Consider the following 13,514-nt stretch of genomic DNA (forward strand, 5'->3'; position numbering starts at 1 on the left):
TCGGCCGGAGGAAATGTCAGGGGTCGACCGGCCTTCTCCATACTTCGTATCGATCGCTCATCAAAATTTTCTTGCACCCAGCGTCCTGAGCAGTCTCGCGTATCTCGTCTGTCCAGGGGGTCCCGCGGTGAAAGACGACCACATCGATTTCCCGATCGCGAAGAATTTGCCGGAGGGCCGTGGGCCCCATCCGGAACCTTTCCATGCCTTCGACGTACTGCATGAGTTTCCAGCGCTTTTGAGACTCACGCCATCCGAGGTGGGCACCTAGTCGGTGAGCCCAATACAGGCGATTCAGATAGGGGTAGTCGTGGCCGCGGGAGACCGGAATCCAGGTCGCGATGGCATCGGGAGCGAGAACAATGAGCCTGCCCGCGCTTGCGGCCGAAATTTCTCGCGCCAGATCGAATTCGGCTGGAGGGACTTTCAGTCCGGGGAACCCGAAGCGCACTCGATTTTCGGGGCGCATCGTACTGGTGGGGCCAATAAACGCTGCCACCAGGAGGGCCAGTACTGCCGTGCCCGTCAGGAACCCGCGGAGGCGTGCGGAGGTGGCGCAGGCGAGCAAGCTCAGGAGGCCCGCGGCGGCAATGGCCGCAATCGGGATTGGCCAGAAAAAAAGACGCCAGGGTTGAAAGGTTGGCACGACGGTATCGAGGACCCAGCTTGTCATTGCGGGCGAGAGACGGACCAGGCTCAGTCCCAGAAGAACGATGGCGGCCGAGCGCCGTAACAGGCTGCCGTGGGGCGCAAGCCATGCCGCCCCGAGGACTCCGGCCAGAAGGAGCCAGAAACTGGGGCCACTCCCCAATACCTCCGTGAAGGCACTGATGACGTTCATAGGACCCCCAAAAGCATCGCAAGAGCCACGGGATAGAGTGCGGTCAGCAGTCCGCAGAACATTGTCTGTGCCGATTTTCGATCAGGAGACGAGGAGGCGACGAGTACGCCGATCAGGGCGACTGGTGCAATCACGATTCCCGTCGAGGACACCCCGGTCGATGCGACCATCGCAAGAAGAAGGACACACCAATTCCTTCCCGTGGGCGTGCGCATGTAGTGAAAGCCCGAGGCAATCATCATCGGAAGCACCGCTGCAAGCAGGATGCCCTTCCCCTGATGAATGCGAACAAAGGCAAAATTCCCATACCCTCGGTGACTCTCCCCGAGCGCGAAGAGGATCAGAATTGTGAAAATTGTGCCCAGAAGCCATTGCCGCGGCCAGAAGATCTTCTGCAGTTCCGCTTGCGCGAATACGGCCAGCAGGGTGGCCCAAAAGGCGAACGCGATATGCAGCAGCGAAATCGGAGAAAAGCCGGTCGCACGGGCCAGGATGCCCGCTAGAATTTCCAGAGTATGGGAGCGGTAGGCTGCTTCAGGCAGCGGGATGTCCGATTCTGTCAGAGAACCGTCAAAGCTGAGAAGTGTCCGGTCGGGGAAGTCCGCTGCCGTCGTCGCGATATTTACGTACATGGCATCGTCAGCATCGGGACGGTGCGCACTGGCGGTAATGAATGCGATGAGAATCGCAAGGATCAGAAGTCCTCGCTCGGCTCTCGGGGAGGAAGAGGGGGATATCCAAAGCGGTGGCCGGCGGATCTCGAGCATGAGAATTCCGGTCGCAATAATCGCCAACGCCCCGGCCAGGATCTCAGGTTCGGCTGCGAACCCCGCAAGAGCAAGCATTACAAAGCTCAGAAAAAATGGAATCAACTTTTGCCAGGACGACAATTTCTCCGGCGTCGGAGGCGCCGTTGTCCTCGGGGGATCGACCGCATGAGAGCGCGCAGTCGAGCCTTTTTTGGACTGATACAGGGCTTTGGCGGCGAAACCGGCGAGGAGGGCCATCATCAGAAGGAGGACAGAGATCCCCAACTGTCGGGGTGTACCGCCGGCGAGAGCTGTGCCTTGGGCGAGGAGCGTCCAGAGACCAAAACCGACGATCGATCCGCGACTGAAGCGACTGCCCAAGGAAGATTGGCTCATGCCGAGATGTTCCCTAGTGCCGTCCAATTAATCGGCGCCCGAATCCGCTCAGGCCTTCGATTTTCCAGATGCGGCGGATTTTATTGGCGCGAGTTGGATCCTGAATTTTCTGGACAAGCCCGCGAACCCTGTCGAGCACTCGCAGCGCGCGGGTGGGAACCTCGAGGCTGGCGATGAGTTCAGGGTTGAAGGATGTGGTTCGCGCTGGATAGGGCTCGAGGTGATCCACGAGTTCCTGCCAGGCGGCGGCCGCATGTTGCGACCCCAGTTCCTGATTGGCCGCTCTTTTTGCGGCAGTCGCGAGAGCCTCGCGACCCGCGGCATCATCGAGGAGATCATAGATGCTATTTGTCCAGGCCTCGGTCTCATTGATAGCTAACCGGCCGGTGACTCCATCGATCACGACTTGTGCGTACGGCGCGACATTGGAGCAGATCGCAGGCACTCCCGTCTGTGCATAATCGAGGAATTTGATCGCGCTTTTACAGCTATTGAACCGAGACTCGTCCAGCGGGATCAGGCCGATTGCATTCGGGAGACTCTGGAGGAAAAGGCGGAAGTTCTGGTAGTTCAGATTCTTGTTCCTCTCGATATCGAGCCCTTGATCAGCCAGATAATCACCTGGAGGTCCGATCCCGATCAAGCGAACCTGATCTCCCCTGCTTGCTTGTACCTCGCGCAGGCAATCGGTGATGAAATCGAGCCGAACCGTATCGGATGAAGCAACCACAAGCGCGACACGCTCATCCTTGGTCGCGATTTCCGGGTGTGGTGCGATTGCGGGCGAGGTGTTGGGCACAACAAAAATATTCGGGTTCAACTCGCGGTAGGCTTCGCGAAGAGGCTCGGTGGCAACAGTGACCGCATCGACGGTAGCGATCGTCTCCTCGAGAATTTTGCGCTTCGCTGTCGTTGTTTTGGCAGAGAGCAGGTAGTCCGGAATCTCGGTGAGCAGATCGTCAATATCGAAGACGATTTTCTTGCCGTAACCTTGCAGCTGCCGAATCAAGGCGAGCGTCGGTTCATTGGCCTCGCGCTGGAGCACAATAATCTCGGCCCAGGCGATATCTTCCGGCAACGGGATGATCAGGTTGCCGCATCGGAAATGACCACCGAGTTGTTCACTCCATTCACGCAGTGGCTGTCGGATGCGGATATCGACCAGAGTGCTGTCGGCGACCGGCGGTAATGCGAGAATGCGTTTCCCAGTCCGGGCAGGGAAGTTCACCGGAATTTCGATGGGCTTGTCGATATTGGTGGGTCGCGCAAGAATGACGAACTGGAAGACATCGGCTTCGTCATCGTTGCAAAACTCGGTAGCGGCCGCAGTCGAAGCTGGTTGAACGGGAATTCCGGTTGCTGACACGGGCAGCACTGTCTTCGCGATTCTCTCGACGGTGAAGCCGGCGTGCGCAAAAAGTTCGAGAATGCTGTCGCGGGTAAAGAAGCGCAGATGGGTCTCGTCCATGATGCCGAGTTTGCTGTACTCGAATCGACCTTCGAGAAGCATGCTGCGCACGGCGAGATGGGCGACGTTGGGTATCGATGCGATGACGCAGCCTTGGGGGCCGAGAAGCTCGCGGGTCTGGCGTAAAATCGTCTCCGGGTCAGCAATATGCTCCAGCACATCGCCAAATGTGACGAAATCAAATGCCGAGGGGCGATCTTTGGTCTCGAGAAACTTCTCGATTGTCCCCACGAAAACGTTGTCGAGAGATTCTTTGGCGACAGCGGCGGCTTGATTGTCGGTCTCGACCCCCCAGACCTCATGGCCAAACGCGCGCAGAGCATTGCCGAAATAACCCGAAGCGCAGCCGGCCTCCAGGATCCGACAAACGCGGCCCTCGCTGGCTTCGGTCAGAAAACGAAAGGCAATTGAATGAGAGTTGTTCTCTATCGAGAAATCGATCGAGCCCTTGTAGGTCAGACTTTGGCTCTCCTCGGGTCTCGTTGCCGGGATGGTGAGAGTTTTCTCGAGATTCTGTGAGAATTCCAGAGGAGGGCTTTTGCCCTCCGGCAATCGGGAGAGAATCTCGGGCACGGGCGTCTCGGGACTGATCACTCCTAATTCCCGCAGTGTATCCAGCGCCGTCTGGAACCCGTTGCTGACATCGTCAAGCTGCTGGTCCCGCTGCTTGAGGGCGTCTACAGATTCTCGAAATGCAGCCCGCGTCTCTTCCAGTTCGTGCGCCATTTGGTTGTGCGTGGCGTAAAATAGCGAACTGCTAGCGTTGGTCCGCTCGCGGATGTGCTCAAGTGCACGGCCAGGATTGAAGGATGAGTCGACAGCCGCCCTTTGGAACACCTCCCAGGCTTCGGCCACCATCGGGTTTTCCGGAGATGTGAGTTGATGATGGCGCAAACTCGGTGCGGCAAAGGCAGACAGAGCTTCACGGCTGTCTTCAGGAGAGGTGGCGAAGGGCACGTCGAGGTGGTCCGCGATCTTCTGGCAGGTTGCTGTCGGGTTCTCGAGAATCTCTTCGAACGTTATAAACAGGCGCGGTAGGTCTCGAGTAACTTCCTCGGTGCTCAGCATCTGGGTGAGCCACAGCAACAGGCTGCGCTCCTCGGAGAACTGGTCGCGTCTTTCGAGCGAGGCCGCAATTTCGGAGGGTTTCCGCAAAACAATAATGGCTTTGGCCGCGCGAGCCTCCTTCCTCATGATATCGGTCCATAGGGGCAGCAGTCGAGCGAGCCGGGGGTCCTTGACGCCGATGACGGGCCCGCGAAGATCCTGATGGGCGATCGACCGAAGGTGCCGTTGCTCGGCAATACCACTGGCGCCATGCCACCAATCCTCGGGGAGGGCGCAGGGGTCGGCCCAGTCGGACCCCAGAAGCGTGAGAAGCTGATCGTGGACCTCGAGGACCTGGCGGTGCTCGAAAAAACCCTTTTCGTTCACGTCTTTTCGGGCTGGGACCATATCGGTTCCGAAGTCGACGCCCAGAGCGGCCAGGCACCCCGCCATCAGGGAGGTCCCCGACCGGTGCATGCCGAGCACGAAAAGAGCGATTTTTTCGTTCATGCCCAATCTTCCCTGTTGGACTCGGGGAAGTAAAACGCTTGGTCCCAACGGTCGCGCTGTTTGGCGAGTGATCCGACGGCCTTGACGGTCGTCGGATCACTCACCCGATTAGTCCGTCATCACGGCGACGCTGGTCGAGCCGCGAACAGCACCGCCGGAGTCGGCGAAATCGACATAGATGCGTGAGCCCGCCGGATCGAGAGGAATATCGCCGTTTCCTTTTACGAAAATGGAGTAGGTCGGCGTTGCGTTACTGTCGATCACGGTCGTCACGCTCGCCGCGGGCGGCCATTCAAGACAGGCGGCCGTCGCCGGGTTGGTCTCGCAGACCGATAGCTCGAGGCCGAGGTTCTGTTTGGATACCCTCGGGGTTACCGTCAGGCTGTCCGAGGCTCCAACGTTGATGGACGCCACTGCGAAGAATCCGGTCCCCGCACGACCGGGAATGTGTACGATGCCGTCATTCAGCACAGTAGCCGAAAGGGCGACGACATCTGCCGGTTGGCTCTGCGAGGCCGAAAGAAGCAGGGTATTGATACCCACGAAGACCGCTGCCGGTTCAGAATTGAGGCAGTCGTAAATCAGCTCCACATCGACGGTCTCGAAACTTTCCGTCGGGACGATCTTGAATGCCCATGTCGAGTAGTCGTTAGCCGCAATGCTGGTTGTGGGGTTGGGGCCGCTGATAGTGCCATTGGTATTCCGGTCGGTCAGATAGCTCGTGAAAATCGCCGGAATGTCGGTTCCCATGGTGATCGTACAGTTGACCGCCGGAAAATCCGAGGCGTTGACGATGGTCGCAAAGGCGCTCGCGTTGGCGTTGACCTGGACCGAGCGGCTACCGGGCAACGTGGAGCTGAAAATCACGGTGGGCCCTTGGATCACGGGAATAGTCGGGGTTGGGCTCGGTGTCGGCTCGGGGGTGGGTGTCGGCTCGGCGGTAGGCGTCGGCTCGGGGGTGGGCGTCGGCTCGGGGGTGGGCTCCGGCGTCGGACTCGGCGTCGGGCCAGGCGTCCATTCCGGGTCGACAACACCCGCGGGCATTTGCAGGAATCCATGGCCGCTGAAGGCATCGAAGCCTGCATCGTCCGCCTGCGGGAGAGCCGCGTCGATCAGTTCCTGTCGTAAATCGGTCACGCTCAAAAGCGGCAAAGTATCCGTGAGGCGCTTTCCTTGGACGACGGCTGCCACACCGGTGACGGCCGCAACCGCAGCCGATGTTCCTTGTAGTAGCCCACTGTCAAAGAATGCGTAGTCCGCGGTGTAGCTTTGCACTTCATAAGGGCCGGACAATTCGGGCTTGAGGATCGCGGGATCCGCAGTCGGGCCACGCGAGCTATACTCGGTGACGCTGATCTCGTCGCCGGCCGCAATGGTCAATGCGTTCGCAACGACCGCGATATCGGCAAGGCTGTTGGCTTGTGACTCGTCGCGGTCGATGTCGAACATGTCAAATTCGAGTCCGGGCGCACACATGATCCGAAACTCGGGGAAGACATTCGGGTCGGCGGTTACACTGCGATAGATGCCAATCGTATATTCTTCGTCGGTTTCGAAACTGGCTTGAAAAGACGCAGTCGCGCCCATGTTTTTTGCCAGAGTTGCGCCGTCACTGCTGCGATCCGACGGGCAAACGGGAGGATATTCACAAGGGTTGTTGAGGTCATTATCGCAGGGGGGCTCGTCCCAGCTGACCCGATAAATGCGAAATTTGTAGTCATTTGCATTGACGTTCTCGTTCTCTTCGATCGCCGTCATGCAAGTCACGTCAAAAGAGGGCACATCATAATAGCCCCACTCAAAATCATAGCTTGTCTCAAGGCCGCGCAGGAGCGGGATCTGGAATGTCGGGTCTGGCTCGAAGCTATGAAAGTTCGTATCGTCGTTGGCGTCCAGACAAATGCCATCGTCGTTATCCGGATCGTCGATGCTGACGCACGTATCGCAGGAACGGAAGACGTCCTGATAACTGCGCATCGAATCGTTGCCGGCACCGACGATAACAAGAGTGTCGGCGGCCGTCGCGTAATCAATTGCCGTGGTGAAGCGATTGGTTCCGCCGTCTTCGATCGCGACCGGGTCACTCATGGTCTCGATGGACGACAAGGCGACGGCGATAATCTGCGCACCCCGATCCGTGGCATCGATGATCGCGGCCGGGATGCCCGCGATACCTTTGACGCCGTAGAGACGAAACTCGGCATCGGGCGCGATCTCCGAGATGGATTCCAACATCGCGGTGCCGTGCTCGCGGGTGCCCATATTATTAACGTTGCCCAGAATGCCTTCGAAGAAGGAGCTGCCGCTGGCCTGCTTCTGTTTGAAGCGATTGTCGGCGGGTACCACCGGGAGCTGTTCCGGCTCGAGGGTGGGAATTGTATCCAGCAGGCCCCATTCGCTGTCGATAATGGCGATGGTGATGCCACCCCCTCGGTGTCCTTGTTCGCGTGATCGGTAAAAATCAAGGCCGGGAGCAGGATCGCCCCAGGTCGAGTCGTAACTCACGTCGGGAAAAGAGGCCGGTATGGGCTTGTTGGGTGTCTTGATCCGGCGCACGAAGGGTAGCGCCGCCAGAGTCGCGCGCGCAGCTTTGGGCGCTGAGAACTCCATGGAGACAAAGTTGATAATGGCGCTTTCGCCGAGGTCAGCGCCGTGGCTTTCCAGGATGCGGATCGTTTCGCTCAGAACCTCACGAGAATCCCACGAGCGGAGAAGGCGGGTTTCCGAGGCGAGCGCGATATCGATGGCTTCGCGCCGCTCCCGGAGCCGGGCGAAATCTGCAGTCGGCAGCTGGTCGGCACGCAAGGTCAGGTCGAGGCGTTCGAAGCTGTCGGGCGACAGGGCGGCGGCCACCGGCGATTCGCTCGGGGCGTTCGGCGCCACTTCCGCTCGAGCCGAGGCTACGAGCAGAATGCTTCCGATGGTGAAAGCTGCTCCCAGAAACCAGAAAAGGCCGGAAAGTCGCCGAGTCTCGTTCGAATGTGCGTATGCCGCGTCTTGCCTGTAAGTCTTCAAAAAAATCTCCTTTGGTACCGAATGAAACGAGAACCGTGGGGGGAAGTCGACTTGCAGGAGGAGGGCGCTCGGGACGGGAACATGCAATTTTGTAGCCGTTTCATGTCCGGATTCACGGTACTTTTACTCTTCGTGGACGTGCAAAGTTGCACGTTCTTGCAACTGTGAACAGCTTTACTCTGGAGAGAGGGAAACGGGAGCCTTGCGGTGGGCCCGGTCCCGAAAATTTGGTTGGTCTGGATCATTCCGTCTACTTTCTGATCTATCGGCAATTCTGCAGGAAATCGGACGAATAGAGCAACAAGGAATTCATCCCGGAAAGCCGAGATGGCCCGGCAAGTGCCATGCGCAAGCGAAGCTTCACGCGAGGAATCCTGATAATCGCATGTATTCTGGTCTATTCTCCGTGGTTCGGTTAGTATCCTTCGAATCATGGATCCTTATCTCAGCTTGTCTGGCCTCGGGGTGGGCATTCTCGTCGGAATGACGGGCGTAGGGGGCGGCGCTTTGATGACGCCACTGCTGATTCTGGTCTTCGGGATCGCTCCGACGACGGCGGTCGGGACGGACCTGGCCTATGCGACAATCACGAAAATCTTCGCGTCTGCAAGCTATATCCGTCGGGGCCAAGTCAACTGGCCCTATATCCGCTGGCTAATCGTAGGATCGGTACCGGCGTCGTTATTTGCGGTGATGTGGTTGTTGCCCAGACTCACGGCCAGCGGAGTGGACCCCGAGAGTTTCGTGACTCACCTGCTCGGCATCATGCTTCTGGTTGTCGGCGTCGTAAACGTACTGGAACATTGGTTTTTCTCGGGCCAGCTGCGGGATTCGAAGCTCATCCGGAACCGTCATGTCCAGAAGCGGTTCAAGGAACCCATTCTGGTGATTGGCGGCGTTCTGATCGGCTTGGGCGTCGGGCTTACCTCGGTGGGCTCCGGATCGGTGTTGATGGCTGTTCTCTTGCTGGTTTCAGAACTGCCGATTCTGGTGTTGATCGGCACGGACATCGTGCACGCAACCATTCTTCTCGGTTCGGCCGGTCTGGCGCATTGGTTTTCCGGCAATGTCGACTGGGGGATTGTCGGCTCATTGCTGGTGGGTTCGGTGCCCGGAGTGTATCTGGGCAGCCGCCTGGCGCAGCATGTCCCGACCGGGCCTCTGCGTTTGGCTCTGGCTTTGCTGTTGGTCGCTACCGGACTCAAGCTGGCGATTGGCTAGGACCGATCCTCCAACCAACTTGAAAGGTCTGCAGCACAGCGTCGACGCAGCTCCTCGCCGATATCAAACCGCTCCATCGCGATCTTCAAAGCGCGTGCGCCCGTGGGTACTGGGTTCGTCCGGAAGAAAGTCGATACCTCGCGACGGTAGTCTTTGGTTTGCAGCGATGCGGTTGCTTCCACGAGGCGCGAAGCCATCATGGGGGGGAGTCGGTCCGAGAGCTTCTTCCAGTTGTCGCGGATGAAATTCCAGGTCTTGGGCCGTGCCACGCGATTTGCGAGCGAGCGCATCAAGACGAATCCGACATCCTGTGTTGCGACCTCCGGGGTCAAGGTCATGTTCAAGCACTGGTCAATGGTTTTAGGCTCGCGAAAGTCAGCCAAAGCCAGCTGGTGTCGGCGTCTTTCCTGAGGGGTTTCCGAAAACTCGAGGGAACTGCGCAACTTGGTGAAGCGCTCGAGGTCGCCGTTGCGAGCCGAAATGGCCACCAGAGCGTCGGCGAGATTCGGATCCAGAACGGTAGCATCGTCGAGGTATGCGTCGAAGCGGGCCGACGCCTCGTCTGCGATCACCGGATCCTCGCCCAGCAGGCCGACGATACGGAGCAGTGAGCCCCGACGGAGTCGGGACGAATCATCTTGGGTGCCGGTCCAACCCAACTCCCTCCAGGCAGGCCCCCAAGTGTCGCGGATCCAACTTTGGAGGGCGGCGCGAGTCGCATCCCCGGCAGCGCTGGCGATCTGATCGTCAAGCGTCGCGAGTGGAGCTGCGATTGCGTCGAGCACTTCGAAATCGGCCTCGTTCCCCAGCCGGTTGAGAAGGTCCAGGATGCTCGAGAGTTCTGCTCGGCCCGCTCGTACCAAGGCCCATTGGTGGCCGACAAGCCCCATGCGCTCTACGGCCTCGAGTTGCGGTCCCCCGTCTTTGGCGAGCGCGGCCAGGCCCTCGGCGTCGTGGAGCGGGCGGTAGAATCCGCCCTCCGCGGCATTGCCGTAAAACCATGGCACCGGCGCACCGCTGGCGAGGGGCACCCATTCACTCTTGCGTTTGACCAGTGCTCGCGTTGTCGCCTTGCGCCCGCGCCCCGGTGTTTTGACCAGGAGAGGGATCGGCCATGTGGCCGGGCTGGCCTTGGTGATTTTGGTGGTTGGACTGCCCAGGAATCGATCCTGCTGCACGCGCAGGCCGGCTGCGCCTTCCTTTTCCTCGGCGGTCAGGCTGACAACCGGGAATCCTGGCTGGGTAATCCATGCCTTGACGATTTTTTCGACCTCGACGCCGGATGATTTGGCGAGAGCCTTCCAGAGGTCTCGACCCTCGGCGTTCGATTCACTGTGCTCCTTGAGGTAATTGCGCACGCCTTTCTGGAAGGGCTTTTCGCCGAGATAGGCTTCCACCATTCGAACGACCGAGGCACCTTTTTCGTATGTGATGGCATCGAAGTTTTCGGTCGCCTCGGTGGCATTCCTGACGGGAGCGTAAATCGAGTGCGTGTTGGCCAGCGCGTCGAGTCCGAGAGCGGCCGCGCGGTGTGGCTCGAAGTTCTTCCACATCTCCCATTCCGGCTTCCACTCGTCGATGATCTTGAAAGCCATCCAGGTGGCGAAAGCCTCATTCAGCCACAGGTCGTCCCACCACTTCATGGTGACCAGATTACCGAACCACATATGTGCGAGTTCATGAGCGATGACCTCGGCCACCCTCTTTTTTTCGGCCATGGTGACCGTATCCGGATCCAGAAGAAGCAGTGTTTCCCGGAAGAAGACCGCACCTGCATTTTCCATCGCACCTGCTTCGAAATCCGGTACCGCGACGAGGTCGAGTTTTTCGTAGGGGTAGGGGATGCCGAAGTACTTCTCGAGCAATTGCAGGGACGCGACTGCGCAATCGAGAGCAAAGCCGGCGAGATGTGCTTTTTCGGGGACATGCCATACGCGCACGGGGACGGTGCCGAGATGACGTTGTTCTTCGCTTTCGAGTTCCCCCACGCCGATCGCGCAAAGATAGGTGGACAGCTTGGGTGTTTCAGTGAAGTGCCACGTCGTGGTTCCATTGGCATTCGTCTCCGAATGCCGCATGGGGTTGTTCGAGATGACGGTGAATCCGGACCGGGCCGTGACCGAGAAGGAAAACTTCGCCTTGAAATCAGGTTCGTCGAAACACGGGAAGCATCGTCTGGCATCGGCGGCCTCCAGCTGGGTGAAGGCGTAGCGGCGGTTGCCACTTTGGGCGGCGTAGAAACCACGTAATTTGTGCTGAAGGTTGGCGTGGAATTTCAGCCCCAGCGAGTAATTCCCCGGCACCAACCGGTTCGGGAATTTGATTTCCATGGTTTCCCGACCTGGCCGTGGAGTTACGGATGACGCTATTTCCTGCCCGCGGGCGCCTCTTTGTGCAGGCGTCGCGCTCGGGGGTGGCGCGCTGGGTCGGTAGATCTGCCCGCCTGTCGGCACGATTTGCGCGTGATCCAGATCCATATCGGCGGCGTGTAATTCGATGGTCGATGTCGCCTTGAGGATCTGGATTTCGATCAAGGCTTCGCCGCGGAAATGACCGCGGTTTAAATCGGGAACCAGGTGGATCTGGTAGTGGACGGGGAGAATATCCCGGCTCAGTCGGAATCCCGCATCAGCACGGCTGGGGGCTTTCGGGCGGGTGACGGTGATTGTGGGGCCGCTTTTGGCCACCGTCTTGCGCCTCGGGGTTGGCTTGGTGGGCGCTTTTTTCTTGTCGGAAGCGCCGTTTTGAGTCGATCCTGCCTTGCTGTTTGCTTCGCTATTTGATGCGGCCACGCGAAATCCTCCTCCATGTAATTGGCGAGAGGAGGGCGTCTTCGCAAGGGTTGTCTCGCGGCCGCACCCTAAAAGTATAGTTTTTTCAATACCTTACGGCTTCATATTTTTTCGGTGGTGGGCATGAGGATCGCCCTTCGGCACCTGATTGAGGCACGCGGGATCGCTTTTTTGGGTGATTTCGACGGTGGCGCCGCTGCTTCGATCCACTCGCACCAGATCGCCGGGTGCAACCTCGCCGAGTTCGGTCAGAGGGTAGGCCAGCGGGGACAAGGGAGGCGGCGCATTCAGGTCGATCAAAACTACGACCTGGGACTCCTTCTCCACCTGCAAAACGCATTGAATATCCGCCTCGGGGGGCGTGTCTGCCGCGAGACCGGCCCGAGGCCCGAGCAGCATTACCAAAATGATGGCGCAGAGAATTTTTCCCGGATGATTGTTTTGCATCAAATTTCCTCGATTCGACCTGAATCAAACTTTGATCAGGGGCTCATGAGCTCGAACCAACTCGGCTCGAATGGGCCGTTCGTGCTGGCGGTTGCTCAGACCTCACGCGAGGCTGAGAATCCAGCCGGCACGGTATCTTTGATTTGTACGGGAAGGAGCGCGCCTCAGAAGTGCCCATGTCCTCGCATGGTACTCCGAGCTCGGACAATTAGCGAGTGCTTTCCCCCCGCGTATCCTGTGCAAGGGAGTCGCCGCGAGGTAAGTGGCGGGTGACGATGTCCTCGATGGCAAAGAAATACTATCTCATTCTTCCGGGACTTTTTTTGCTCGTCGGCTGTTTTGTCGCCCGTCCGGAGCCTCCATTGGAAATTCCCCCGAACGGCATTATGCGACATGAATTCGGTCGGATTGCGGCAGGTGCTCCGTTGTCGAAAACCTTCGTGATTGCCAACCCGGGCTCGCAACCGATCGGCCTGCAGGCAAAGTCTGCGAGTTGTTCCTGCCTGGCTTCCCCGGCGGCCGGCGTGATCACGGCCGGTCAATCGTTGGCGATGGACGCCCGCGTCGATACGCGAGCGCTCCGGGGACCGGTGGAACTCGTCGCGGTTTTCGCCACGACAGAGCCGGATCGTCCGTACCTGCAGCTGGTTCTTTCCGGAGAGGTGGTCCCGCCAGTGCGCGTTCAACCGGAAGTCCTGTATTTCGGCCAATTGGCACCCGGAGCCAATCACGTCCGCCACATCGAAATCGAGCCGTCCGGGCCGGAGCAGCGGATTCGTCGGATCCGGAGTGCGAGCGGCCGCTTGGGGTTGCGTCAGATTGCCTCTCGGTCGAAGCTGGCAAAGCAGAAGCGGCGGGTGACCCTCGAAGTCACGCTGCCGCAGGATCTGGGTTCCGGAGGATTTGAAGATCAATTGCTCATCGAGACAAACGATCCTTTGCTGGCGGTCTATCCAGTACCGGTGTTGGCGATTCTTCTGCCAAATTAAGTTCGGATGGCTCGTGACTTGTCGGATGCTAGGTGAGCG

Annotated in this window: 8 protein-coding genes; 2 read left to right on the forward strand and 6 right to left on the reverse strand. The window is 59.0% G+C overall.

Translation table 11 applies throughout. The annotated features are described in order from the left end of the window. Positions 1–16: 16 nt before the first annotated feature. The 4 genes from P8K07_03065 to P8K07_03080 all read right to left on the reverse strand — a co-directional run bounded on the left by P8K07_03065 (position 17) and on the right by P8K07_03080 (position 8,026). Complete coding sequence (locus tag P8K07_03065) at positions 17–841, reverse strand: hypothetical protein (protein MDG1957499.1); 825 nt, start codon at positions 839–841, stop codon at positions 17–19. Next, positions 838–1,986: a DUF6077 domain-containing protein gene (locus tag P8K07_03070; protein MDG1957500.1), complete on the reverse strand. Its 1,149-nt coding sequence runs from the start codon at positions 1,984–1,986 to the stop codon at positions 838–840. Before P8K07_03070 ends, P8K07_03065 begins: the two co-directional genes overlap by 4 nt. Positions 1,987–1,999: 13 nt before the next feature. Further along, entirely contained in the window at positions 2,000–5,011 is a 3,012-nt protein-coding gene (locus P8K07_03075) for a methyltransferase domain-containing protein (GenBank protein ID MDG1957501.1), read from the reverse strand. A 108-nt stretch (positions 5,012–5,119) separates the two neighbouring features. Next, positions 5,120–8,026: a S8 family serine peptidase gene (locus tag P8K07_03080; GenBank protein ID MDG1957502.1), complete on the reverse strand. Its 2,907-nt coding sequence runs from the start codon at positions 8,024–8,026 to the stop codon at positions 5,120–5,122. Between the two features lie 432 nt (positions 8,027–8,458). On the opposite strand from P8K07_03080, the gene P8K07_03085 reads away from it, so the two are divergent. Next, positions 8,459–9,247, forward strand: coding sequence for a sulfite exporter TauE/SafE family protein (locus P8K07_03085; GenBank protein MDG1957503.1), 789 nt, complete (start codon positions 8,459–8,461; stop codon positions 9,245–9,247). On the opposite strand, the gene P8K07_03090 is transcribed toward P8K07_03085, so the two are convergent. Together P8K07_03090 and P8K07_03095 are read right to left on the reverse strand one after the other, a co-directional pair. After that, on the reverse strand, positions 9,244–12,039 hold the full coding sequence (locus P8K07_03090; GenBank protein MDG1957504.1) for a M1 family metallopeptidase: 2,796 nt from the start codon (positions 12,037–12,039) through the stop codon (positions 9,244–9,246). The genes P8K07_03085 and P8K07_03090 overlap by 4 nt on opposite strands. Before the next feature lie 93 nt (positions 12,040–12,132). Beyond that, entirely contained in the window at positions 12,133–12,486 is a 354-nt protein-coding gene (locus P8K07_03095; protein ID MDG1957505.1) for a hypothetical protein, read from the reverse strand. Positions 12,487–12,770: 284 nt separating this feature from the next. Here P8K07_03095 and P8K07_03100 point away from each other — a divergent pair, with 284 nt between their 5' ends. Next, positions 12,771–13,475 carry a DUF1573 domain-containing protein gene (locus P8K07_03100; GenBank protein ID MDG1957506.1) on the forward strand — a complete coding sequence of 235 codons (705 nt, stop codon included), beginning with the start codon at positions 12,771–12,773 and terminating at the stop codon, positions 13,473–13,475. Positions 13,476–13,514: the final 39 nt, after the last annotated feature.

Source organism: Candidatus Binatia bacterium, assembly GCA_029248525.1.
Taxonomy (GTDB): Bacteria; Desulfobacterota; Binatia; order UBA12015; family UBA12015; genus UBA12015.